Source organism: Citrobacter sp. S39 (assembly GCF_009495675.1).
Taxonomy (GTDB): domain Bacteria; phylum Pseudomonadota; class Gammaproteobacteria; order Enterobacterales; family Enterobacteriaceae; genus Citrobacter; species Citrobacter freundii.
In genome coordinates, this window is the sequence record NZ_CP045555.1 from 3,909,021 (window position 1) to 3,933,942 (window position 24,922).

The 24,922-nt window shown below is 47.9% G+C and carries 27 protein-coding genes; 16 read left to right on the forward strand and 11 right to left on the reverse strand.

What is annotated here, in order from left to right; genetic code table 11:
- Nucleotides 1–139 precede the first annotated feature (139 nt).
- The 9 genes from mdtH (at nt 140) to GFB57_RS18765 (ending at nt 6,886) form a co-directional block, all read left to right on the forward strand.
- Nucleotides 140–1,348 (forward strand): multidrug efflux MFS transporter MdtH, encoded by a 1,209-nt coding sequence (gene mdtH / locus GFB57_RS18725; protein WP_003036166.1) that lies wholly within the window; start codon nt 140–142, stop codon nt 1,346–1,348.
- A gap of 114 nt (nt 1,349–1,462) precedes the next feature.
- Nucleotides 1,463–2,023, forward strand: a complete 561-nt coding sequence (locus GFB57_RS18730; RefSeq protein WP_003036163.1) for a lipoprotein — start codon at nt 1,463–1,465, stop codon at nt 2,021–2,023.
- A 105-nt stretch (nt 2,024–2,128) separates the two neighbouring features.
- Nucleotides 2,129–3,175 (forward strand): dihydroorotase, encoded by a 1,047-nt coding sequence (pyrC, locus tag GFB57_RS18735; RefSeq protein ID WP_003036160.1) that lies wholly within the window; start codon nt 2,129–2,131, stop codon nt 3,173–3,175.
- Nucleotides 3,176–3,240: 65 nt separating this feature from the next.
- On the forward strand, nt 3,241–3,486 hold the full coding sequence (dinI, locus tag GFB57_RS18740) for a DNA damage-inducible protein I (protein WP_003036157.1): 246 nt from the start codon (nt 3,241–3,243) through the stop codon (nt 3,484–3,486).
- A 340-nt stretch (nt 3,487–3,826) separates the two neighbouring features.
- On the forward strand, nt 3,827–4,081 hold the full coding sequence (gene bssS, locus GFB57_RS18745) for a biofilm formation regulator BssS (protein ID WP_003036154.1): 255 nt from the start codon (nt 3,827–3,829) through the stop codon (nt 4,079–4,081).
- A 114-nt stretch (nt 4,082–4,195) separates the two neighbouring features.
- Nucleotides 4,196–5,311 carry an N-methyl-L-tryptophan oxidase gene (gene solA / locus GFB57_RS18750; RefSeq protein ID WP_003036151.1) on the forward strand — a complete coding sequence of 372 codons (1,116 nt, stop codon included), beginning with the start codon at nt 4,196–4,198 and terminating at the stop codon, nt 5,309–5,311.
- 55 nt (nt 5,312–5,366) lie between these two features.
- Nucleotides 5,367–5,480, forward strand: coding sequence for a YceO family protein (locus GFB57_RS18755; protein WP_003036148.1), 114 nt, complete (start codon nt 5,367–5,369; stop codon nt 5,478–5,480).
- A 262-nt stretch (nt 5,481–5,742) separates the two neighbouring features.
- On the forward strand, nt 5,743–6,309 hold the full coding sequence (locus tag GFB57_RS18760; protein WP_003036146.1) for a cytochrome b: 567 nt from the start codon (nt 5,743–5,745) through the stop codon (nt 6,307–6,309).
- Nucleotide 6,310: 1 nt separating this feature from the next.
- Nucleotides 6,311–6,886 carry a YceI family protein gene (locus tag GFB57_RS18765; protein ID WP_003036144.1) on the forward strand — a complete coding sequence of 192 codons (576 nt, stop codon included), beginning with the start codon at nt 6,311–6,313 and terminating at the stop codon, nt 6,884–6,886.
- A 46-nt stretch (nt 6,887–6,932) separates the two neighbouring features.
- On the opposite strand, the gene GFB57_RS18770 is transcribed toward GFB57_RS18765, so the two are convergent.
- Nucleotides 6,933–7,985 carry a rhodanese-related sulfurtransferase gene (locus GFB57_RS18770; RefSeq protein ID WP_003036140.1) on the reverse strand — a complete coding sequence of 351 codons (1,053 nt, stop codon included), beginning with the start codon at nt 7,983–7,985 and terminating at the stop codon, nt 6,933–6,935.
- Between the two features lie 220 nt (nt 7,986–8,205).
- On the opposite strand from GFB57_RS18770, the gene GFB57_RS18775 reads away from it, so the two are divergent.
- Together GFB57_RS18775 and mdtG are read left to right on the forward strand one after the other, a co-directional pair.
- The gene (locus GFB57_RS18775; protein WP_003036136.1) at nt 8,206–9,126 is read left to right on the forward strand and encodes a Kdo(2)-lipid IV(A) acyltransferase; all 921 of its coding nucleotides are present in this window, start codon (nt 8,206–8,208) and stop codon (nt 9,124–9,126) included.
- A gap of 155 nt (nt 9,127–9,281) precedes the next feature.
- On the forward strand, nt 9,282–10,502 hold the full coding sequence (gene mdtG / locus GFB57_RS18780) for a multidrug efflux MFS transporter MdtG (protein ID WP_003036133.1): 1,221 nt from the start codon (nt 9,282–9,284) through the stop codon (nt 10,500–10,502).
- A gap of 63 nt (nt 10,503–10,565) precedes the next feature.
- On the opposite strand, the gene GFB57_RS18785 is transcribed toward mdtG, so the two are convergent.
- A complete protein-coding gene (locus GFB57_RS18785) occupies nt 10,566–11,897 on the reverse strand; it encodes a sensor domain-containing diguanylate cyclase (RefSeq protein ID WP_171847528.1) in 1,332 nt (443 codons plus the stop codon).
- A 692-nt stretch (nt 11,898–12,589) separates the two neighbouring features.
- Between GFB57_RS18785 and GFB57_RS18790 the strand changes: the two genes are divergently transcribed.
- Entirely contained in the window at nt 12,590–12,967 is a 378-nt protein-coding gene (locus GFB57_RS18790) for a MysB family protein (RefSeq protein WP_003036128.1), read from the forward strand.
- Here the strand turns inward: GFB57_RS18790 and GFB57_RS18795 are convergent, their stop codons facing one another.
- The 3 genes from GFB57_RS18795 to mdoG all read right to left on the reverse strand — a co-directional run bounded on the left by GFB57_RS18795 (nt 12,968) and on the right by mdoG (nt 17,328).
- Nucleotides 12,968–13,195, reverse strand: a complete 228-nt coding sequence (locus tag GFB57_RS18795; protein ID WP_003832117.1) for a YceK/YidQ family lipoprotein — start codon at nt 13,193–13,195, stop codon at nt 12,968–12,970.
- A gap of 76 nt (nt 13,196–13,271) precedes the next feature.
- Nucleotides 13,272–15,800, reverse strand: coding sequence for a glucans biosynthesis glucosyltransferase MdoH (gene mdoH / locus GFB57_RS18800; RefSeq protein WP_003036122.1), 2,529 nt, complete (start codon nt 15,798–15,800; stop codon nt 13,272–13,274).
- Nucleotides 15,793–17,328 (reverse strand): glucans biosynthesis protein MdoG, encoded by a 1,536-nt coding sequence (mdoG, locus tag GFB57_RS18805; protein WP_003836790.1) that lies wholly within the window; start codon nt 17,326–17,328, stop codon nt 15,793–15,795. Before mdoG ends, mdoH begins: the two co-directional genes overlap by 8 nt.
- Before the next feature lie 271 nt (nt 17,329–17,599).
- Between mdoG and mdoC the strand changes: the two genes are divergently transcribed.
- The gene (mdoC, locus tag GFB57_RS18810) at nt 17,600–18,760 is read left to right on the forward strand and encodes a glucans biosynthesis protein MdoC (protein ID WP_003036115.1); all 1,161 of its coding nucleotides are present in this window, start codon (nt 17,600–17,602) and stop codon (nt 18,758–18,760) included.
- 23 nt (nt 18,761–18,783) lie between these two features.
- Here mdoC and GFB57_RS18815 read toward each other — a convergent pair whose 3' ends face one another.
- The 6 genes from GFB57_RS18815 to csgB form a co-directional block, all read right to left on the reverse strand.
- The gene (locus tag GFB57_RS18815) at nt 18,784–20,271 is read right to left on the reverse strand and encodes a phospholipase D family protein (RefSeq protein ID WP_085952495.1); all 1,488 of its coding nucleotides are present in this window, start codon (nt 20,269–20,271) and stop codon (nt 18,784–18,786) included.
- A complete protein-coding gene (gene ymdB / locus GFB57_RS18820; RefSeq protein WP_003036110.1) occupies nt 20,207–20,749 on the reverse strand; it encodes an O-acetyl-ADP-ribose deacetylase in 543 nt (180 codons plus the stop codon). The genes GFB57_RS18815 and ymdB overlap by 65 nt, the downstream gene beginning before the upstream one ends.
- Before the next feature lie 100 nt (nt 20,750–20,849).
- The gene (locus GFB57_RS18825; protein ID WP_003836793.1) at nt 20,850–21,170 is read right to left on the reverse strand and encodes a type 1 fimbrial protein; all 321 of its coding nucleotides are present in this window, start codon (nt 21,168–21,170) and stop codon (nt 20,850–20,852) included.
- A 152-nt stretch (nt 21,171–21,322) separates the two neighbouring features.
- Complete coding sequence (gene csgC / locus GFB57_RS18830) at nt 21,323–21,655, reverse strand: curli assembly chaperone CsgC (protein WP_003036101.1); 333 nt, start codon at nt 21,653–21,655, stop codon at nt 21,323–21,325.
- A gap of 61 nt (nt 21,656–21,716) precedes the next feature.
- Nucleotides 21,717–22,166 carry a curli major subunit CsgA gene (gene csgA, locus GFB57_RS18835; RefSeq protein WP_003036098.1) on the reverse strand — a complete coding sequence of 150 codons (450 nt, stop codon included), beginning with the start codon at nt 22,164–22,166 and terminating at the stop codon, nt 21,717–21,719.
- A gap of 40 nt (nt 22,167–22,206) precedes the next feature.
- Complete coding sequence (gene csgB / locus GFB57_RS18840; protein ID WP_003036094.1) at nt 22,207–22,665, reverse strand: curli minor subunit CsgB; 459 nt, start codon at nt 22,663–22,665, stop codon at nt 22,207–22,209.
- 761 nt (nt 22,666–23,426) lie between these two features.
- Here csgB and csgD point away from each other — a divergent pair.
- From csgD to csgF, 3 genes are read left to right on the forward strand one after another with little or no spacing between them, the layout of a single operon-like run.
- Nucleotides 23,427–24,077 carry a biofilm master transcriptional regulator CsgD gene (csgD, locus tag GFB57_RS18845; RefSeq protein WP_003036091.1) on the forward strand — a complete coding sequence of 217 codons (651 nt, stop codon included), beginning with the start codon at nt 23,427–23,429 and terminating at the stop codon, nt 24,075–24,077.
- Between the two features lie 4 nt (nt 24,078–24,081).
- Complete coding sequence (gene csgE, locus GFB57_RS18850) at nt 24,082–24,474, forward strand: curli production assembly/transport protein CsgE (RefSeq protein ID WP_003036087.1); 393 nt, start codon at nt 24,082–24,084, stop codon at nt 24,472–24,474.
- 25 nt (nt 24,475–24,499) lie between these two features.
- Nucleotides 24,500–24,913: a curli production assembly/transport protein CsgF gene (gene csgF, locus GFB57_RS18855; protein WP_003036084.1), complete on the forward strand. Its 414-nt coding sequence runs from the start codon at nt 24,500–24,502 to the stop codon at nt 24,911–24,913.
- Nucleotides 24,914–24,922 lie beyond the last annotated feature (9 nt).

Here is a 24,922-nt window from a genome sequence, read left to right on the forward strand (position 1 = left end):
AAACTCTCTATCAAGACGGACTTTTGATAAAAAAATATTGTCCCGCGAAGGGTGGGAAAAGCGATGACGACACCGCAGAATAGGAGGTGCTTATCTTTTAAACTCTATCCAGAGTGACGAGTTTTTCCCTGGAGGGGAAATGTCGCAAGTCTCGCAGGCAAGGAACCTGGGTAAATACTTCCTTCTCATCGATAATATGCTGGTCGTGCTGGGTTTCTTCGTCGTTTTCCCGCTGATCTCAATTCGTTTCGTCGACCAAATGGGCTGGGCCGCCGTGATGGTCGGTATCGCGCTTGGATTACGTCAATTTATCCAGCAGGGGTTGGGTATTTTCGGCGGTGCTATTGCTGACCGTTTCGGCGCCAAACCGATGATCGTCACCGGCATGCTGATGCGCGCAGCCGGGTTCGCCACCATGGGCATTGCGCATGAACCGTGGCTGCTGTGGTTTTCCTGCTTTCTTTCCGGGCTGGGTGGCACGCTGTTCGACCCTCCCCGTTCGGCGCTGGTAGTCAAGCTGATCCGCCCGGAAAAGCGCGGGCGTTTTTTCTCTATTCTGATGATGCAGGATAGCGCCGGGGCCGTGGTCGGCGCGTTACTCGGCAGTTGGTTATTGCAATACGATTTCCGTCTGGTATGTGCCACCGGCGCAATTTTGTTCGTTCTGTGCGCGGCGTTTAACGCCTGGCTGCTCCCGGCATGGAAACTGTCGACGGTGAAAATTCCGGTGCGCGAAGGGATGAGCCACGTGATGCATGACAAGCGCTTTGTCACCTATGTGCTGACGCTGGCGGGCTATTACATGCTGGCGGTACAGGTGATGCTGATGCTGCCCATCATGGTGAACGACATCGCTGGCTCACCGGCCGCCGTGAAATGGATGTATGCCATCGAGGCATGTCTCTCTTTAACGCTGCTGTACCCGATTGCACGCTGGAGTGAAAAACGCTTTCGCCTTGAACATCGTCTGATGGCGGGTCTGCTGGTGATGTCTCTGAGCATGATGCCCATTGGCCTCGTCGGGAATTTGCAGCAGTTGTTCACCCTGATCTGCACGTTCTATATTGGCTCGATCATCGCCGAACCGGCGCGTGAAACCCTGAGCGCCTCGCTGGCGAATGCGCGGGCCAGAGGAAGCTATATGGGCTTCAGCCGACTGGGGCTCGCCATCGGCGGCGCAATTGGCTATGTCGGCGGCGGCTGGCTGTTTGACATGGGCAAGGCCCTGGCACAGCCTGAGCTGCCCTGGATGATGCTCGGTATTATTGGCTTCATCACCTTCCTGGCGCTGGGCTGGCAATTCAGTCTCAAACGCCCAACGCGAGGTATGCTGGAGCCAGACGCCTGATAGCCGAACCTGCGTCCGGGCGCTTTTCAGTTTTTTCTGCTGGCGTCCAGGGCGCTGGTACTCGGTGATGCTTTGTGTCACGATTACGCCACATGCATCATGTTGAGGAACCCCATGAAAAAGTTTTTTTTTGCCGCTGCACTGATTGTCAGCGGCCTGTTGGTTGGTTGTAATCAACTCACGCAATACACGGTTAGCGAGCAAGAAATTAATCAAGCCTTGGCAAAGCATAATAACTTTTCAAAAGACATCGGTTTGCCCGGCGTTGCTGAAGCACATATCGTACTGAATAATCTCGCCAGCCAGATTGGTCGTGAAGAGCCAAACAAAGTAACCCTGACCGGCGATGCCAACCTAGACATGAACTCCCTGTTTGGCAGTCAGAAAGCGACCATGAAGCTGAAGCTGAAAGCCTTACCGGTTTTCAATAAAGAAAAAGGTGCGATTTATCTGCAAGAGATGGAAGTCGTCGACGCCACCGTCACGCCAGAAAAAATGCAGTCGGTGCTGCAAACGCTGATGCCGTATTTAAATCAATCGCTGCGTAACTATTTCAACCAGCAACCAGCGTACATTCTGAAGGATGACAGCAGCCAGGGTGAAGCGCTGGCGAAAAAACTGGCGAAAGGTATTGAGGTGAAACCGGGTGAAATCATCATCCCGTTCACCGACTAATAAAACTGAGGGCGCTGATGCGCCCTTTTTTTTCGTGCAAACGAAAACGTTTCCGCTTATCCTTTGTTTCCGGCAAAAAAGACTATCCTCAGCCGGAGCATATTGATGACTGCACCATCCCAGGTTTTAAAGATCCGCCGCCCAGACGACTGGCATCTTCACTTTCGCGATGGCGACATGTTAAAAACTGTCGTGCCCTATACCAGTGAAGTTTATGGCCGCGCCATTGTCATGCCGAACCTGGTACCGCCCGTCACCACGGTTGACGCGGCTATCGCTTATCGCCAGCGCATTCTTGACGCGGTACCTGCCGGACACGACTTCACGCCATTAATGACCTGCTACTTAACGGATACGCTGGATCCCAACGAGCTGGAACGTGGATTCAACGAAGGCGTATTCACCGCGGCAAAACTCTATCCAGCCAATGCCACCACCAACTCGACGCATGGCGTAACCTCTATTGACGCCATTATGCCGGTGCTGGAGCGGATGGAAAAATTGGGTATGCCACTGCTGGTGCACGGCGAAGTCACGCATGCAGATATCGATATTTTCGATCGCGAAGCGCGCTTTATTGAAACGGTGATGGAACCGCTGCGTCAGCGTTTGACCTCGCTGAAAGTGGTGTTCGAGCATATCACCACCAAAGATGCTGCCGAATACGTTCGCGACGGTAACGAACTTTTGGCTGCGACCATTACGCCACAGCACCTGATGTTTAACCGCAACCACATGCTGGTTGGCGGGATTCGCCCTCACCTGTATTGCCTGCCGATCCTCAAACGTAACGTCCACCAACAGGCGCTGCGTGAACTGGTTGCCAGCGGGTTTAAGCGCGCATTCCTCGGTACCGACTCAGCGCCGCACGCGCGTCATCGCAAAGAGTCAAGCTGTGGCTGTGCGGGCTGTTTTAATGCACCGACCGCGCTGGGCAGCTATGCCACCGTGTTTGAAGAGATGAATGCGCTGGACCATTTCGAAGCCTTCTGCTCACTCAACGGCCCACAGTTCTATGGCTTGCCGGTAAATGAGACCTTTATTGAGCTGGAACGCATGGAGCACCTGGTTCCTGAGAGCATTGCACTGGAAGACGATACGCTGGTGCCTTTCCTGGGTGGCGAAACGGTACGCTGGTCAGTAAAAAGCTAAAAAAAGTGTAGCCAATTGATGCGAATAACTGTATAAATAAACAGTATATTCCACAGGGGGCTACTATGCGTATTGAAGTCACTATTGCCAAAACTTCACCTTTACCTGCCGGTGCAATTGACGCACTGGCAGGTGAACTCTCCCGCCGTATTCAGCACCATTTTCCGGATAACGAAGGTAACGTTACCGTCCGTTATGCCGGCGCAAACAATTTGTCGGTTATTGGCGCGACTAAAGAGGACAAAGAACGCATCAGCGAGATCCTACAGGAAACCTGGGAAAGCGCGGATGACTGGTTCATCAACGAATAAATAATGATATGCAGTGATGTTTGTTTGCCGGGTCGCCCCGGCTTTTTTATACACACTATCCTGTAATCAATCGCGCATTTCTTCTGACGAGTATTTAATTTAATATTAACCCACCGATTATCTTTTAACCAAAACAACAAAATAATTGTGCAACATACTAAAAAAAAATGAATAACATGTTGGTTTCTTAGTCAGATAACGCTGAAAACAAAAAATTTATGCCCTTCCCTCTTTAAATTTTCAATGAATACCCTTATTTATTGATATACTGAAGTTGCTTCAGAAAAAAACGCATTGAACCTCGAAAACCGTTGTCTAGTAACACGAATTAGGGGGCATGATGGAAAAGAATAATGAAGTCATTCAGACTCATCCGCTTGTAGGGTGGGACATCAGCACTGTTGATAGCTACGATGCGCTGATGCTGCGTTTGCACTACCAGACCCCGAATCGCCCTGACCCGGATGGGACTGAAGTTGGTCAAACGCTCTGGTTAACCACTGATGTTGCCAGGCAATTTATTTCGATATTAGAAGCAGGAATCGCCAAAATTGAATCTGGCGATTACCAGGTAAATGAGTATCAGCGACATTAAACCTGATACATCCAACCATCAAAAGGCACCTTAACGGTGCCTTTCTTATTTCCAGGTTGAATATTCCGGGTCAGTTATTTAACCTGCTACTATCGCGATTGCAGAGAGAAGCGGATGAAATACGACTTAATCATTATTGGCAGCGGTTCAGTAGGCGCCGCAGCTGGATACTATGCCACACGTGCCGGTCTGAAGGTTCTGATGATCGATGCACATATGCCTCCGCATCAGCAGGGCAGCCACCACGGTGACACTCGATTAATTCGTCATGCTTATGGCGAAGGTGAAAAATACGTTCCGCTAGTGCTACGTGCGCAAACATTGTGGGATGAACTATCCACCCATAATGAAGAACCGATTTTTGTTCGCTCCGGTGTTATCAACCTCGGTCCGGCAGAGTCCACCTTCTTAGCTACTGCAGCGCAAAGCGCCAAACAGTGGCAACTCAACGTTGAACAACTGGATGCGGCAACCATCATGGCGCGCTGGCCGGAGATTCGTGTACCTGACAACTATATCGGTCTGTTTGAAGCAGAGTCCGGTTTTTTACGCAGTGAGTTAGCAATTAAAACCTGGATCCGTCTGGCGGAAGAAGCCGGCTGTGCGCAACTGTTTAAATGCCCGGTCAGCGCAATTCATCACGGTGATGATGGCATCACGGTAGAAACGGCTGACGGTGACTACCACGCGAAAAAAGCAGTGATCAGCGCCGGTACCTGGGTGCAGGCTTTAGTCCCTGAACTACCGATACAACCGGTGCGCAAAGTGTTCGCCTGGTATCAGGCCGATGGGCGCTACAGCGTTAAGAATAACTTCCCAGCCTTTACCGGCGAGCTGCCAAATGGTGATCAATACTACGGTTTCCCGGCAGAAAACGACGAGCTGAAAATTGGTAAGCACAACGGCGGACAAGTCATTCACTCTGCTGATGAGCGTAAGCCATTTGCCGCTGTAGCCAGCGATGGTTCTGAAGCCTTCCCATTCCTGCGCACAATTCTGCCGGGCGTTGGCTGCTGCCTGCACGGCGCGTCCTGCACTTACGATAATTCACCGGATGAAGACTTTATTATCGATACTCTGCCAGCGCACGACAACACGCTAATCATTACCGGGCTGAGCGGACATGGCTTTAAGTTTGCCTCTGTTCTGGGAGAGATTGCGGCAAACTTCGCTCAGGACAAACCGTCTGACTTTGACCTGACCCCCTTCAGGCTAAGCCGTTTTAAGTGATAATAAATGAATGGCCTCGATGGTGAGGCCATTTTTAATGACAGGAATAACGTCAATGCGCCGTATCTTTCACTATCTGGTTAATAATATTCGCGAGCATCTCATGCTCTACATTATTTTATGGTCGCTGCTGGCCATTATGGATGTAATATATATTATGTTTTTCTGATTCCTGCGCGCTGACAATAATTGACAAAAATTGAAATTAGCTTAATTTTCATTGCAATAAACTGAACAATAATAAAAATCATAACCACCCATAAACCAAGCACTATCACCTACTCTCACACTAATCCCTTGATGATTAATTCAATAATCAGTCAACTTTACTGAACAAAAAATAAATATCATCACCATTGTTATTTATTAGTTGCATTAATGTCTTTTACACGCCATTTTCATTCACTTCTGAAATATAAATCGGTGTGCTTATGCAATTCAAAAATAGTCCACAGCGCTATGGCGTAGTGTCAGCCATATTACATTGGCTGGTTGCAATTGCTGTATATGGCATGTTCGCGTTGGGCTTATGGATGGTCACGCTTAGCTACTATGACGGCTGGTATCACCAGGCCCCTGAACTGCATAAAAGCATCGGCATCCTACTCATGATGGGACTGGTTATCCGCGTTGTCTGGCGGTTGTTCTCCCCTCCGCCTGCTGCGTTGGCAAGCTACTCCCGTTTAACCCGCATCGCAGCGGCAATGGGTCACCTCGCACTTTATTTGCTGCTCTTTTCGATTGTCGTCAGCGGATATCTGATTTCCACCGCAGATGGCAAAGCGATAAGCGTCTTTGGTTGGTTCGACATTCCAGCCACCGTTGCCAACGCAGGTGCTCAGGCCGACCTCGCCGGTAGCTTGCACCTGTGGCTTGCGTGGACCGTGGTGATTTTATCCCTACTGCACGGACTGATGGCCCTGAAACATCACTTTATCGATAACGACGATACCCTCAATCGCATGTTGGGAAAATCGTCATCTGACTATGGAGCTTAAAATGAAAAAAAACCTGCTGGGACTTACACTCGCCTCTCTGTTATTCACCACCGGGTCGGCCGTGGCGGCAGATTACAAAATTGACAAGGAAGGACAGCATGCCTTTGTTAATTTCCGTATTCAGCATCTGGGTTACAGCTGGCTGTACGGCACATTTAAAGATTTCGACGGTACGTTTACCTTTGATGAGAAAAATCCCGCAGCCGATAAGGTTAACGTAACCATCAACACCAACAGTGTTGGCACTAATCACGCCGAACGTGACAAACATCTGCGCAGCGCAGATTTCCTTAACGTAGCAAAATTCCCGCAGGCGACCTTCAGCTCCACCAGCGTGAAGAAAGAAGGTAATGACCTGGATATCACCGGTAATTTGACCCTGAACGGCGTTACCAAACCGGTTACGCTGGACGCGAAGCTCATCGGTCAGGGCGGCGATCCTTGGGGCGGTACGCGCGCTGGTTTTGAAGCGCAAGGTAAGATTAAGCTGAAGGATTTCAACATCACCACCGATCTCGGTCCGGCGTCGCAGGAAGTCGATTTGATCATCTCAGTGGAAGGTGTGCAACAGAAGTAACGCATGAATGGCCGGATGGGGCTCAAGCCACCATCCGGCATAGCGACTATTGTGCAGGGTCTGGAATACCCAGTTTGGTATTCAGTTGACCACGTGATTTATTAAAGATTTTATTGCCATTTTCACGCCCCGCGCGACGACGCCGTTGTTCCTCTTCCGGCAACTCACTCTCTTCGCTACACAGCTCGCTACAGCAGCCTTTATATTTCTGCGCACAAGCCGGGCACTGAATAAACAACAGATGGCAGCCATCATTTTTGCAATTAGTATGGCTATCGCATGCCGTGCCGCACTGATGACAATGTGCGATAACATCTTCAGAGATCCTTTCGCCCATGCGCTCATCAAAGACAAAGTTTTTACCGACAAAACGCACCGGAAGTCCCTGCTCACGCGCCTTGCGGGCATACTCAATAATACCGCCCTCAATGTGCCAGACTTTGCTAAATCCATTGTGTTTCATCCAGGCGCTAGCTTTCTCACAGCGGATCCCACCCGTGCAGTACATCACGATTTTTTTATCTTTATGCGCCTGCATCATTTCAACCGCTTTCGGCAACTGATCGCGAAACGTGTCTGCCGGGATCTCCAGCGCATTCTCGAAGTGACCCACCTCATATTCATAATGGTTGCGCATATCAATGAATACCGCTTCAGGATCGTCAAGCATGGCATTCACCTCTGCTGCCTTGAGATAATCCCCCACGTTGCTGGCGTCAAAGTCTGGATCGTCAATACCATCCGCCACGATACGTTCACGGACTTTCATACGCAGTACCCAGAACGATTTACCGTCATCATCCAGCGCAATATTCAGACGTAAATCGTTCAATGAAGGATCAAAAGCATAGAGTTGCTGGCGAAATGCCTCGACGTTGCTTTGCGGTACGCTGATTTGCGCATTAATTCCTTCATGGGCAAGATATACTCGCCCGAAGACGTTCAATGCGGTGAACATCTGGTACAGTGCATCACGCGTGTGCTGAGGATTGGCAATGGTGAAATATTTATAGAATGAGATCGTCGTACGCGGCTCGGTCTCGGCCAGCATTTTGGCTTTGAGGGCGTCGTTCGAAATGCGGTTGTGTAACACTGGCATGGTGTACGTATCCTGCAAATAGGGAATAAATGAAAATCGGCGGCATAATAAAGCAAACATCGCCAATTTACATCCACACATTTTACGCTACATTTCATACTTCACTATAAAATTGCAACAACAATTGCAGAATTAATCACCGTTCTCCCGTCACAAATTTTTGATACGCGCGAAAAAATGCGACAATACAGGGAATTGGTCGTTTGAAGACAGGATAGACATGACGAATTTACCCAAGTTTTCGGCTGCATTACTGCATCCACGTTATTGGTTAACCTGGCTAGGTATTGGCATCCTTTGGTTAATCGTGCAGTTACCCTACCCCATCCTCTTTAAGTTGGGCTGTGCATTAGGTCGACTGGCGCTACGTTTGATGAAACGTCGGGCAAAAATTGTTTCCCGAAATCTGGAACTGTGCTTCCCGCAGATGAGTGAGCAGGAACGCCAGCAGATGGTCGTCAAGAACTTCGAATCCGTGGGCATGGGCGTAATGGAAACCGGAATGGCCTGGTTTTGGTCCGATAAGCGTATTTCACGCTGGACTGAAGTGATCGGGATGGAACATATCCGTGACGTTCAGGCGCAAAAACGCGGGATCTTGTTAGTGGGTCTGCACTTTCTGACTCTGGAACTTGGTGCACGTCAGTTTGGTTTGCAGGAACCGGGTATTGGTGTGTATCGCCCTAACGACAACCCGCTTCTCGACTGGCTACAAACCTGGGGCCGTATGCGCTCGAATAAATCAATGCTCGATCGTAAAGACCTGAAAGGGATGATTAAAGCGTTGAAAAAGGGCGAAGTGGTCTGGTACGCGCCGGATCACGATTACGGCCCTCGTGCCAGTGTGTTTGTACCACTTTTTGCCGTTGAACAAGCCGCAACAACCTCTGGGACCTGGATGCTTTCGCGCATGTCCAATGCCTGCCTGGTACCGTTTGTTCCTCGCCGCAAACCTGACGGTAAAGGGTATCAATTGATTATGCTGCCTCCGGAGTGTTCACCGCCTTTGGACGACGCAGAGACCACTGCCGCGTGGATGAACAAAATTGTTGAGCAATGCATCATGATGGCGCCAGAGCAGTATATGTGGCTGCATCGTCGCTTCAAGACGCGCCCTGAAGGTTCTCCTTCCCTGTACTAAAACACTGTTGCAGCCCTGTGGGCTGCAACACCTTCCCTGCCTGCTTTAGGTTTAACTGCTATCCGCATTGCAGCAATTATCTACCAGGCGCATAATTAGCCTGCTTACTTATATTCAATCGATAGCGCAAACAGCGCGCCACACTGCGGAACGCTATGTCACCCTCAGATGCTCCCATAAACTGGAAACGCAACCTCACTGTTGCCTGGTTAGGCTGTTTTTTAACCGGCGCAGCATTTAGCCTGGTCATGCCCTTTTTGCCGCTTTATGTCGAAAGTCTCGGCGTCACGGGACATAGCGCACTGAATATGTGGTCAGGCCTGGTCTTCAGCATCACCTTTCTTTTTTCCGCTATCGCCTCTCCTTTCTGGGGCGGCCTTGCCGATCGCAAGGGGCGAAAAATCATGCTGCTACGATCTGCGTTGGGTATGGCTGTTGTTATGCTGCTGATGGGACTGGCGCAAAATATCTGGCAGTTCTTGATTCTGCGCGCCTTGTTGGGGCTGCTTGGTGGATTCATCCCCAATGCGAATGCACTGATCGCCACCCAGGTTCCACGCAATAAAAGCGGCTGGGCACTGGGAACGCTTTCCACCGGTGGCGTTAGTGGCGCACTGCTCGGGCCGCTAGCGGGCGGCCTCCTCGCGGATCAGTACGGACTGCGCCCCGTATTTTTCATCACCGCCAGCGTGCTGTTGGTCTGCTTCATCCTGACGCTATTTTTTATCCGCGAGCGTTTCCAGCCGGTGAGCAAGAAGGAAATGCTGCACATTCGTGAAGTCGTGGCCTCTTTAAAGAACCCCAAACTGGTGCTGAGCCTGTTTGTCACCACTTTGATCATTCAGGTAGCCACCGGTTCTATCGCGCCAATACTGACACTGTACGTTCGAGAGTTGGCTGGCAACGTCAGCAATATTGCGTTTATCAGTGGGATGATAGCCTCTGTCCCCGGCGTTGCAGCATTAATCAGTGCCCCAAAACTTGGCAAATTAGGCGATCGGATTGGCCCGGAGAAGATCCTGATCGTCGCGCTGATCGTTTCCGTGTTACTGCTAATTCCAATGTCATTTGTCCAGACGCCCTGGCAGCTTGGTATTCTGCGCTTTTTATTGGGGGCGGCCGACGGCGCTCTGCTCCCGGCGGTACAAACGCTGCTGGTCTATAACTCGACTAATCAAATAGCTGGACGTATTTTCAGTTATAACCAGTCATTTCGCGACATTGGTAACGTAACAGGACCTCTAATGGGGGCAGCGATATCCGCCAACTACGGTTTTCGTGCTGTATTCTGTGTGACCGCAGGAGTCGTCCTGTTCAACGCCCTGTACTCGTGGAATAGCCTGCGCCGTCGTCGGAGTACAGAGGTCGTGGGATGATTTATATATTTATATTCGCAGCTTCAGAATAAAAATTTATCTCACATGACATATATTTCAGTCTTAATGATAATAGTAACACACTTTATTTCTGCCAGAATTTTTGGCTTCATACAAAGCGGCATCAGCATATGAAACAACTTTATCCGCTGATTCATCATCAATTTTACTGCAATATACACCGATACTTATCGTCATTTTTTCTTTTAAATCATATGAATTTGGTATTGTCGTACCATTTTCCACATTTCGCCTAATTCGTTCTGCAACAACAATTGCCTCATCTTTATCGTTACACTTAAGAAGGATCGCAAATTCTTCGCCACCGACTCTGGCAAAAATATCCGTATCTCTGATTGATTTATTGATAATATCGACAATGCTGATTATTACTCTGTCACCTTCCTGATGACCGTAGGTATCGTTAATCCGTTTGAATTTATCAATATCCAGAACCATTACACACACTGCACCTTTTGCTAATGATGCTTTTAATGACTTATAGAATAGTTTACGATTATATATTTTAGTCATTGCATCTTTAATAGCTGAATCCGTTTCTTTTTTTAAGATGATGAAGGTGTTGTACATCAGTATTGAGATTATACACAGGGCACTTATCACCTCAATTCCCCGGCTAACATACCAAATATACATGCTATATTCATCCAGGCTCAGAAGTAGTACATTGGTCAATATTGCTGAGCAACACAGTAGCCCTATACTTTTCCACAAGATGTTGTGCGTTCTGGTTTTAATGATTAAATACAACAGGACCAGCCCCCAGGATATAATAAGCGAATAAATGTACCCAATATGCCAGTGCACCGTGACATTATCAGGCTTCAGGCTTGTTATCTCGAGTGTAAAATTAGGGTTGTAACTGGCCAGAGTGTGCGCCATCACCGCGATAACAAGCATGATTAAAAAAGACAGAACGATATAGCAAGGTTCTCTTTCTTTGGTTTCAATAACTGTCGAGGATATTTTATAAGATTTCAATGAAACAAATAGCAGAGCGATGAAACTAATCTGCCGAAAGTAATAAAATATAGCTATATCGTTAGTTCTTTTTTCGATTGATGCATGATCATTAATCAAGTCCTGAACGATGTAGATAGTCTCGACGAAAAATATGTTATTGCCAAGAAACGCCATGCCTAATATCATGAGGCAGGTGAGATCTTTTCTACAAAGATACTGAAATAACATAAACAGGAAAATTATTCCATATAAAAAGAACAACCCTACAATTATAATCAGATATACTGTTTGCGGGACACTTTGCATCGTTAATTTAAATTGTGTAAGACACAAACCGCCAAGAATATAGCTAGCCAAACAGATTATATAGAAAGCCATTAACCTTCCATTATTTGAATTATAGTTATCCATAACAACCTTAAGGTAATTCTTAATTTTGCATTTTATATAATAAAGCATAAGATTTTGCAAACTATTATACCCGCACAATTTCAATAACATTAATTCATTTCTTATTTAATGGTTTCTTATAGATTTATAACCTTTGTCATTAATAATCTTTTATTATGTATACTATTTTAGTATCACTCGCACCATTCACAACCCCTATACGCAAAAGACACTTTGTCACTTCCAGAGACACCACTAAGTTTAGCCACTTTCATTGATTACCTCTGCAACACTTCCGTATTGGGCATTAATTTTCTCCTTTATTTTGATTGAGTTATGCAATATTAATTCATAAGCGTTCGCACTCCCCCTCTAAAACACACAAAAATTGGTGTTTAAAACTGAAGATTTTCTAATATAACGCCAACTTTTATTCATTTGATTTTCATTACTGCATTGCAAACCACATACATTACTCTTTTTTCTTGAATTTTTTTCCTGATATTACGTCGGCTTCAGTATCTGCCAATGTAAATTTTTTCATAAACTACCGAGGTTACTTTCACCTGCTCTCGTTGGCATTGCAGGCAGTAATCATCTGATTGAGTTAGCCACGCAGCTAACGGGTTTGACGCTCTGCGGATCGCCGTCTATAGATTGAATCATCCCCCTTTATTGTTCGCCTTAGGAGAAGAAAAATGGCAAAGAATGACATGAATTTTTATGCCACGTTGGAAGAGGCTATTGATGCAGCTCGTGAAGTGTTTCTGGCTGATAACCCTGACCTTGAGTCAGACGACGCCAGCGTTCAACAGCTAAGCATCCAAAAATACGTGCTACAGGATGGCGACATTATGTGGCAGGCGGAATTCTTTGCTGACGAGGATGATGTAGATGGTGAATGTCTACCAATACTGAGCGGAGAAGCGGCTCAGAGCGTTTTTGATGGCGACTATGATGAAATTGAAATTCGCCAGGAGTGGCAGGAAGAAAATACGCTTCACGAATGGGATGAAGGTGAATTCCAGCTGGAACCTCCCCTTGATACCGAAGAGGGGCAGACCGCAGCCGATGAATGGGATGAGCGATAATTACTCGTAAGGTCCATGATGTATGTCGAGCGGTAGCAGCAACGTATCAAACACCAGCGAAAAAGGCAGATCGAGGATAGTGACGTAGCGCCATGCGGAGTCCCGAACATCCCATTGCACGCCAGGATAGTATTGATTTCCGTGTCCTTGCCCAGGGATGGTACGACTAATAATGCTGCCGCATCCGCTCAGGAAGAAGATCATTATTCCTACAGCCAATATTCGCACCTGCTACCTCACGACTCATTCTAGTCAATATAAAAAAATACCGGCACCAGGCCGGTATTTTCACGTTACAGAACGCTTATTTTTTCCTGAGCGCCAACGGGTTCAGAGTCAATCCCTGATAGTAGTTCACCCACGAAGAATACTTATCAGGTGAATTCCAGACGCGATAATGTAAACGTGCCATGGTCACCGGATCGCTCAACAATACAAGGCGGCGATCGCGATTCAGTTTCTCCGGCGTTTCGTTCAGCGCCTGTTCCACATGACGATCGCGTGCAATCTCCAGCACGTTGCTGGCGCGGTGGCGTGCAGTCGCCATGGCCGTGGCCAGTGCGTTAAACGACGGGTTAAACACCGCATGCATAAAGCCATCGTCCAGCGTACGTTTACGGTTCATCACCAGATAAGTATCGGTATCCACCAGCACCTGCGGCGGGGAATACTCTTCCGGGATCAGGAACAGCTTCCAGCGCTTGGTACGTAACCCCACCGTGGAACGGCTGGAAATCACTGAAACAAACGGCGACAGGATCAGCGAGAAGACAATCGGTGCCAGCCAGAACAGGAAACGCAGATCCAGCCAGGCCATACCCACAGCCCACACCAGCCCCAACAGTAACTGAGAACCGTGACGCATAAATGCTTCACCCCACGGGGTGGAATCGTCATCGCGCTGCGGCGAATTCCACACCACTTCCCAACCGAGGAAAGCGCTCACGACGAAGACGGTATGGAACAGCATGCGCACCGGTGCCAGCAGCACGGAGAACAGAACCTCCAGCAGCAGCGACAGCGTAACGCGGATAAACCCGCCGTACTCTTTCGTCCCTTTACACCAGATGAGCAAAATACTCAGCAACTTCGGCAGGAACAACAGCACCATCGTTGAAGCAAACAGCGCGATCGCCAGTTCAGGTCGCCATTGCGGCCATACCGGGAATAGCTGACGCGGTTGCAGGAAGTACTGCGGTTCCGTCAACGCATGCACCACCTGCAATGCGGTAGAGAGCGCGAGGAACATAAACCACAGCGGCGCGGACAGATAGGACATCACACCAGTCAGGAACACCGCACGGTGAACCGGGTGCATCCCCTTAACCAGGAACAGACGGAAGTTCATCAGGTTGCCGTGGCACCAGCGACGGTCGCGCTTGAGTTCATCCAGCAGGTTCGGCGGTAGCTCTTCATAAGAGCCCGGCAGATCGTAAGCAATCCACACGCCCCAGCCGGCACGACGCATCAACGCCGCTTCAACAAAGTCATGGGAGAGGATCGAGCCCGCAAACGAACCTTCGCCCGGTAACGGCGCGAGCGCACAGTGCTCGATAAACGGCTTCACGCGGATAATTGCGTTGTGGCCCCAGTAGTGTGATTCGCCTAACTGCCAGAAGTGAAGCCCGGCGGTAAACAGCGGCCCATAAACACGGGTCGCAAACTGTTGGCAGCGCGCATACAGCGTATCCATACCGGAAGCCTTCGGTGAAGACTGGATAATCCCGGCATTCGGATTCGCTTCCATCAGGCGCACCAGGCCGCTCAGACAGTCACCGCTCATCACTGAGTCAGCATCCAGCACAACCATGTAGCTGTACTGATTTCCCCAGCGACGGCAGAAGTCATCAATGTTGCCGCTTTTACGCTTCACGCGACGACGACGACGGCGGTAGAAAATCTGTCCTTCGCCCTGCACTTCGGCAATCAGCTCCATCCACGCTTTTTGTTCTGCCACGCAGATATCTGGATTGTAGCTGTCGCTCAGAATGTAAACATCGAAATGCTCAGCGTTGCCCGTTGCTTTGACCGACTCCCACGTGGCGCGAAGTCCCGCGAATACGCGATCAACGTCCTCGTTACAGATAGGCATAATCAACGCCGTACGGTGTTCAGGATTCAACGGTTCATCCCCGACCGTTGAGGCCGAGATACTGTACTTATCCCGTCCAATCAGCAATTGCAGGAAGCCCATCAGCGCGGTCCAGAACCCCGCTGATACCCAACAGAAAAGTACGGCAAACAAAATAAGAATGCCGGTCTGGAGCATGTAGGGCAGCAGTTGCATAAAGGAGACCCACAAATCCTGCCCCATCATGTCTGCAGGATTAATGAATGCCCACCCCTGATAAGGAAGGATCGTCTTCATATACCAGGTTGCAACGACCGTTTGCGCCAGCGTTAAGATCAACAGCGTATAGCGGCGGATGGTGCCTACGGTACGCCATTTTTGCTCGCTCTCTTGTTCTTCTTTCGTCAAACGCGAAAGATAACGCGGTGTCACATCACGCCCACGCAGACGATCCCAAAAACGCCCAACCGGGTTGGTACGCCAGGGATCGGGGAACATAGAGGTACGCGTTGCTTTTGGCATCGCCTGTAGCTGATCGCGCCCCTCATCGTCCTTAACCAACTGCTCTTTAGCCAGAGAATCCGGCCATGCTTGCTCAAGACGAGCTTTTACAGAACCCTGCGGTGAATCATCTTCGCGCGAGTACGTACGATGCTCAGCATCCAGCGCCTGATGAACGGCGCGGATGTCAGTTTTCGGCAGTGCCGCTTTTTCGATATCCGAAAGCGGCATTGCGTCAATATACTCAGTTGTCTTATTCATTGGCAGGTAACTGGTAGCTCCAGGTTTCACTCAGCGTCTGATCGGCATTGACCAGGGCAGCACGCATTTCAGTGGTTTTCTTCACGTCTTTCACTTTCACGCGCAATACCAAACGCCAACCTTTAGTGACCGGGTTGTAGCGCACGGTGTTTTCAACGATTTCACCGTTGTCACCAATACTGGTTTGTGCGGTAACCGGCGTATCCTGCGGCAGCTTTTTCATATCGGTGCCGGAAAAGTCCACCACAAACGCGATGGTACCGTCAGGCTGACGAATGAGATTGGACTGTTTAACATCACCGGTAGAACGACGTGTCTGCTGTACCCAAGCGTTATCAGGCGCATGAAGCTTGTCTTCATCACGCGTGAACGTCAGGGTATATTTAAAGTTCATTTCTTTACCGGCTTCAGGCAGCTGATCCGGGGTCCAGTACGCAACGATGTTATCGTTCGTTTCATCGTTAGTTGGAATTTCAACTAACTCAATCTTACCTTTGCCCCAATCGCCTTTTGGCGTGATCCAGGCGCTCGGGCGCAGATCGTAACGATCGTCGATGTCTTCAAAACGCGAGAACTGACGGCCACGCTGCAACAGACCGAAACCTTGCGGATTTTCCATAGCAAAGCTGCTCACCGCGAGATGTTTCGGGTTATTCAGCGGACGCCAAATCCATTCGCCGTTGCCAGCGTGGATGGACAAACCGTTAGAGTCATGCAGTTCTGGACGATAGTTAGTCGTCGGAGAAGGCTGGTTCGGTCCATACAGGAACATACTGGTTAACGGTGCCACGCCAAGTTTGCCCACTTTGTCGCGCAGATAAACTTTGGACTGAACATCGACTACCGTGTCACGACCAGGAATGATGACAAAGCGATACGCTCCGGTAGCACGCGGAGAATCCAGTAAGGCATAAATGGTTAAACGTTTATCAGTTGGTTTCGGACGCTCGATCCAAAACTCACGAAAGCGGGGAAATTCTTCACCAGAAGGCAGAGCGGTATCAATCGCGAGACCGCGCGCAGAAAGGCCGTAGACCTGGCCTGCACCCAGAACACGGAAATAGCTGGCACCGAGCATGCTGACGATTTCGTCGTTTTTATCTTTGCTGTTGATCGGATACAGCACTTTGAACCCGGCGAAACCGAGATCTTTTACCGTGTCTTTATCATGCTGAACATCGCCGAAATTAAAGTAATCCGGGCTGTATTTGATTCTTTTCACCGCAGTAGCGGTCACTTCGTTGATTTTGACCGGCGTGTCGAAGTACATACCCTGGTGGTAGAACTCGAGCTTAAATGGGGTCTTGAGATTGCTCCAGTAGGCTTTATCGCGATTAAACTGGATCTGCTGATAATCCGCATATTTCATGTCGCGGAAAACGGAGGGCAAGTTACTTTTTGGCGCCTCATAGCCTTTATCGGCTAAGGATTGAGCTTGTTTTGCAACATCATCAATGCTGAATGCCCAGCTTGATGATGTGTACAGCGTTAACATGACTGCTGCACCCAACCAACGCATTTTCATCATTTGTAGTTTATGTTTCATAATTAGTAAGCACTTCCCCCTTTGTGTGCTTATATTGATCTGATCCATTTTAATGGATAATCGGGTATTCCGACAACTGAATCCCTGTATTGTTCGCGCGCTGGCTCATGGTTTAAGCAGGTTCGTCTGCCTGTTTTCACTTTGCGTGCTTATCCTGGAGACAGGTTGTTAGACTTCGTGTAGGGTTGCCCTCGAATGTAACCATTATTCGTCTTAGGGATAAGACGAAAAGTCTGAGAATACATAACTGTCTATGAGCTCTGTATCACCACCACGCGAATATTTTCTTGACTCCATCCGTGCCTGGCTAATGTTGTTAGGGATCCCGTTTCATATTTCATTGATCTACTCCACCCACACATGGCACGTGAACAGCGCAGAACCATCGTGGTGGTTGACCTTGTTCAATGACTTTATCCATGCTTTTCGCATGCAAGTCTTCTTTGTCATTTCGGGTTATTTTTCCTACATGCTATTTCTACGCTATCCGTTAAAGCGCTGGTGGAAAGTGCGTGTAGAACGCGTGGGGATCCCTATGCTGACCGCGATTCCGCTGCTTACGCTGCCGCAATTTATCATGCTGCAATACGTGAAAGGCAAAGCAGACAGCTGGCATACCCTCAGCGGCTACGATAAATACAACGCGCTGGCCTGGGAGCTGATTTCCCATCTGTGGTTTTTACTGGTTCTCGTGGTGTTAACGACCCTGAGCATGTGGGTGTTTACCCAGATGAAACACAGATTGACGCAAAGCGACGTCGGCAGCGCGCCTGCGGTGTCAATGACAAAGTTAACGCTGATTTTTGCAGTGCTGGGTTTCGGTTATGCCGCCGTCAGAAGGACGATTTTCATCCTCTACCCTTCGATTCTCAGCGATGGCATGTTTAATTTTATCGTTATGCAAACGTTGTTTTATGTGCCTTTCTTTATGCTCGGTGCGCTGGCGTTTATCAATCCTAATCTGAAAGCGCTGTTTACCACGCCATCGCGCGGCTGCACGCTGGGCGCCGCATGCGCATTTGTCGCATACCTGCTCAATCAACGTTACGGCAACGGCGATGCCTGGATGTATGAAACCGAATATGTTATTACCATGGTCATGGGCCTGTGGATGGTGAATGTCGTCTTTTCACTTGGTCACCGTTTGTTGAATTTCCAGTCAGCCCGCGTGACCTATTTTGTCAACGCATCTCTGTTTATCTATCTGGTGCATCATCCGTTAACGCTGTTTTTTGGCGCTTACATCACACCGCATATCAAGTCGAATTTGCTGGGCTTTCTCTGCGGTCTACTGTTTGTAGTCGGGATTGCGGTAATACTGTACGAAATCCATTTACGGATCCCGGTGCTGAAGTTTCTCTTTTCGGGTAAACCACCCGTCAGGCAGGATAAAAACAAGGCCGTGGCCAGTTAGTTTTCCGTCAATCATTGTGTGGTTCAGAGCAACCACTCAATGGGTAACACGGACGCCAGCTTTACCAGAACCCGCTTCCAGAATCCTGTGGCGGGTTCTTTTTTCAGTACCTGTTCACTGCCAGAAAGTCTGTCGACCCAATTGATTCTTCCCCACCGATCAAGACGTAGTTGCCAGGCCATTTCACGCTGGCTTTGCATAAAACGTTTATGAATCAACTCGGCCAGTACTTCACTCTCAATCACAAACCCCATTTCCGTATTGAGCAGCGTTGAACGGGGATCAAAATTAAGCGAGCCGATAAACACTTTACAACCGTCAATGCTGAAGGTTTTCGCATGCAGGCTGGAGCCTGAATTACCGGTTAATCCCCGGTCATGTACTGCTGAAACGCGATCGCGAGTTGGTTTGAGCTCGTATAACTCCACACCGTAGCGCAAGAGCTTTTTTCGCCAGCGTGCATAGCCTGCGTGAACGACTGCGACATCATTCGCCGCCAGAGAATTAGTTAAAATCGCGATCTTAACGCCTTTTCTCACCAGTCTCAGGAGCTGCGCCACACCGGCGCGAGTTGGTACAAAGTAGGCGGAAATAATATCAATACGCTCGGTGGGAGATCCCATCACGTCAAACAAACGCTGCGGTAATAGTGAGTGGCGCGGCGCTTTCCCCTCTCCTTTTGCGGGATCATCACTCAGCAAGCGCGTTCTCGCCCAAATCAGCGGTAGCGACCTCTGATCGAGGTGGGTCATAAACTGGCTGGTTTCCAGCTTATGTAGATAGCGACGCGTGATGTCATCGTTATACCAGGATTCTGGAAGTTCGATTTTTTGCGTTGAAGCTGGCTCAGCCACCTCAAGTACATTTTGCAATGTTGAAACCGAGCGGCAGTGCCAGTAACGCTCAAAGTCGTCAGCAACATCCTGGACCACCGGCCCGATAGCCATAACATCCAGATCGGAAAACAGCGGTTGTTCGCCTGTGCCAAAATAGGCATCGCCGATATTTCGCCCACCCACGAGAGTTACGACGCCGTCAGCGGTATAACTTTTATTGTGCATACGTCGATTCAACCGGGCAAAATCGGTTAAATAGCCTAGTGCACGCAGGATACGAAAGGAAAAGGGATTAAACAGACGGATTTCTATATTAGGGTGATTGTCCAGCAAACGCAGCGTGTCATCCAGACCTGGCGTGTTGTTATCATCCAGCAACAAACGCACCCGGACGCCCCGCTTCGCCGCGGCCAGCAAAACGGAAAATAGTAATAGCCCGGACATGTCGCTTTCCCAGATGTAATACTGAACATCCAGGGTACGTTCCGCCATTTCCGTCAACCGATAGCGAGCAGCAAATGCATCCAGGCTGTCATCCAACGTCAGAATGCCGCATTCTCCCGGGTGGTTTTCACAAAGTGGCGTGATGGCACGCTCAAGTCGCGTCATATCAGTCCGTGCGTTCATCGCCTTGCTGGGTAAGTAATCTCTTGTATAGCCGAGCGTTTTCTTCATCAAAGCACACGAAGTATATTTGATCGGGAAGCGTACGTCGGGTGATAAATTTCAACACCGTTTTCACCGCGATCTCTGCCGCTGCAGCGCGGGGGTAACCATAAGCACCGGTGCTTATTGCTGGAAAAGCAATGGATTGATAACCATTGGCTAAGGCCAGTTGCAAGCTATTAAAGTAAGCCTCTTCGAGGCGTTCAGCTTCATGATGATCGCCACCCTGCCATACGGGCCCCACGGTGTGGATCACCGCCCTGGCGGGCAAGTTTCCCGCCAGGGTGATAACCGCATGACCGGTTGGGCATTCGCCCTGTTGCTGGATAACCTGTTTGCAGGCCGCCAGCAACGCAGGCCCTGCAGCGCGATGAATCGCTCCATCGACGCCACCTCCGCCCAATAGCGATGGATTCGCCGCATTGACAATCACATCAACAGCGATCGTCGTAATATCGCCATGTAACACATGAACACGTGATTGCATAAGTTCCCCCTGACCAAACACTATTTGTTAAGTGTACAGCAGGGTTTTCCCCGAAATCTCACTTTTTAACCAAACGTGTGCATATGTACGCCGGAATGATTCATTTATATTCAATGTTAAGAATTGCCATGTTTTTCTGTTCATTGAGATAGTGCATTTTGACTGTGGCAATTTGCTGCACATTTTGAGGGGCAGTCGCGACCTGTTGCTGATTGTAGAGACTATTACGGGTGGTGCCGTCGCGCATACATGACAATTCAATTTGCTGCTGCCGAGCGTTAACATCGCAAGGTGATTCAACTATTGCACCGCGAAAATGAATAACCCCGCCGGTTGAGATTTGTTGCGCCATTGCGGGGAGGGTAAAAAGAGAAATGCTGCACAAGCTGATACTTAAAAAACGCTTTAATAATGTACACATAAGGGTTCCTCAATGATTAGCCATCCTTGAGGGATCGAAATGATCCTTCGCCGCTGTGATTAACGATCAAATTAAAACGTTCAAACGTCTCTATATTCATAGAACAGCAGTGCATTCCCAGCCACACCCTTAATGCAAATACAGCAAAAAAATCATTGGTGACTGTTTGAGTCTGGCCATTGCTGAGACAGATGCAGAGACTGCCCATCCGAAACGGTAACGATAATTTTGACCGAATCCTCAGGTGAAATATTAAAGCTCAGTTTAGTTAATTCAATCGGCCGATTAGCGGGGACCGAAAGGCTTGTTTTCTGCTGCGATTGGCTTTGTCCCCCGGACCCTTTACGTATGGCGAGGACTTGTACCTCACATACGCACGGTTGAGTTAACGTCACCTGAGGAATAATGGTGTACATATCACCTTGCTGAGTTGTATTGAATGTTATTTGATTTGCCAGCGCGGCAATGAGTAATAGCGTATGCATCATATTCTCCCGAAAAAAAAACAGGGCTCACGCCCTGTTTATTATCAGTCAGAAAACTGAATTAGTGTTGGTTAGCTGTAGCGTTGTTACCAAAGCCAACCTGCTGAATCAGCACATTGGAGTCAGAGGCTGTCTGATTAACCAACGCACCGTTGCGGCCACCGAACTGGGTCACGCTAATATCAGCATTTTTTGCATTCCACTGATCGATAGTGGCACTGTTCTGGAAGCCGGTTTGTTTCAGGCTAATGGTACTGTCATCAGCACCCTGGCCAACAACAGCTCCGTTGCCACGCCCGTGTTGTGTGATGGTGACATCTGATTTACGCGCATCACTTTGCAGAGCATTTGCAGAGTTGTTTGACCCATATTGGTAGATACTCAGTGAAGAGTCTGGGCCATAATTACTGCCACCACCATGATGATTGCCGCCCCATTGCGGAACAACACCAGCCAGAGCACTGCCAGAAACTACGATTGCTGCGAATGCTGCCACTTTTAAAAGTTTCATGGTAAACCCCCATCGGATTGATTTAAACGTCGTTAATGGATTAGCGTTGAGTCACGCGAATTGCCATTTGCGACTGTCTCTGCACCACAACTGCTGTTTTTTGTGTACCGTACTGGGTAATATTGGCTTTATTACCAGAGCCTTTCTGGATAATTACCGCCGTATTACCGTATGAACCTTGTTTAATACTCGCATCATTGGAACTACCCGTTTGATCAATATATGCAAAGTTATATGATCCCGTCTGGTCTGTTTTCGCTCGATTACCAGAACCTTCTTGCGAAATGACTGACAATAACTTCGAGCCCCCCTGGCGGGTATTTGCACTGTTCGCAGTGCCAACCTGACCAATAATGGCTGCCTGATTAAATGAAGACTTACTTAATTCATTTACCGCAAAGTTATATTCTGAATTAGCTAAATCATAACTTGTAGTCGCGGCTGCAATCCCAGGCACACCCAGCATTGTAAACATCATAAATAACAACTTGTTTTTCATGTTGTCACCCTGGACCTGGTCGTACATGAAGTTAAATTAATTACCACTCAAATTGTTGTTAACATGACTTACATTTGTTAACGCCACGTTACGATGAAGAGTATGTCTGCGGAAACATTTTAAATAACTCACCCGCCAGTTGTATTTTTATATTCAGATTCACCCCAAAGTACTAATTAACAGCGAACAATACCGTTACAGCTCTGGATTTCATTTCTTTTTTAACCCAGTGAATGAATTTCTATGCAGTAACAAAAAAAACGCGTTTTCCGCGTTTTCTGGGCCTCGTAGCGAGGTACTTCGATAGTTAGCATTGCAAGTCGTGACAAGCGTCATTTTTTTCTATCTAAAATTGTTCAACTTAAAGTAAGACAAAAAGATCGGAATTCATTAGAAATCAAAAACCATCTAAGCATAAATTTAACTCTTAATAATCAATACCATATTATAATTTGTATGATTTTTTAAATCTATGCAGTATCGCCAAAATGTACAACTTTACTATCAAATCTAAACTTCTAAAAAACCCAAAAATCATATTTTAATATATAAATTTACATTCTGTAACATGTTTAACACTTGCTTTAAGATTTGTAATAGCTAGATTGAAATCAGTTGAAGTCCATTTGTTTTAATATTTTCACCCCGTTGGGTCGATATTTTATTTCTACACAGCAGTGCAACATCTGTCAGTACTTCTGGTGCCTCTATTTTAGTAGAGACAGCTGTCAGGTGTGCGACTAAAAAAGTGGAGTTTCATCATGTTTAATGAAGTCCATAGTATTCATGGTCATACATTATTGTTGATCACTAAACCATCCCTGCAGGCAACTGCGTTATTACAGCATTTAAAACAATCGCTGGCGTTAACCGGAAAACTACATAATATTCAACGTTCTCTGGATGATATTTCCTCCAGCTGCATTGTTCTACTGGACATGATGGAGGCAGACAAAAAACTGATCCATTACTGGCAAGATAATTTGAGCAGAAAAAACAACAATATAAAGACGTTATTGTTGAATACCCCAGATGATTATCCTTATCGGGATATTGAAAACTGGCCGCATATCAATGGCGTATTCTACGCAACAGAAGATGAGCAGCGTGTCGTCAGCGGATTGCAAGGTGTGTTGCGTGGCGAATGCTACTTTTCACAAAAGCTCGCCAGCTACCTGATCACGCATTCCGGGAACTACCGCTATAACAGCACGGAGTCGGCATTACTTACGCACCGTGAAAAAGAGATCCTTAATAAACTGCGTATTGGCGCCTCAAATATTGAAATCGCGCGTTCACTATTTATTAGTGAAAATACGGTTAAAACACATCTTTATAATCTTTTCAAAAAGATAGCTGTCAAAAATCGTACGCAGGCGGTCTCGTGGGCCAATGACAACCTCAGGCGATAAAGCCATGAAAAGCTATTTGTCCTGGATTGTGGCAGCAAATTTGTTCCTTGCTGCCGGGAATCTACACGCTGCTGTAGAGGTGGAGGTTCCCGGACTGTTGACTGACCACACTGTCTCTTCTATTGGCCATGATTTTTATCGTGCCTTTAGTGACAAGTGGGAAAGTAAGTACACAGGAAACTTAACCATTAATGAAAGGCCCAGTGCACGTTGGGGAAGTTGGATCACCATAACTGTCAATCAGGACGTTATCTTCCAGACTTTTTTATTCCCGACGAAAAGAGACTTCGACAAAATTGTGGTCTTCGCATTGGCAGAAACTGAGGAAGCATTAAATCGTCGGCAAATAGATCAAACGCTATTAAGTACGAGCGATTTAGCGCGCGATGAATTCTAAAACATGATTTTGTCCGGAGGCTTTCATGCGTGTCAAACATGCAGTGGTTTTGCTCATGCTGATTTCACCATTAAGTTGGGCCGGAAATATGACGTTCCAGTTCCGCAACCCTAACTTTGGTGGCAACCCAAATAACGGCTCTTTTTTACTGAACAGCGCTCAGGCGCAAAACTCGTATAAGGATCCGAGTGCTGGCGATTACGGGATTGAAACCCCATCAGCACTGGATAACTTTACCCAGGCAATACAGTCGCAAATACTCGGTGGCTTGCTCACCAATATCAATACCGGTAAACCGGGGAGGATGGTAACCAGCGATTTTATCGTTGATATCGCCAACCGGGATGGGCAACTGCAACTGAATGTCACGGACAGGAAAACGGGGAGAACGTCGACTATTGAAGTGTCGGGTTTACAAAATCAGTCGACCGATTTTTAAATTATAGCC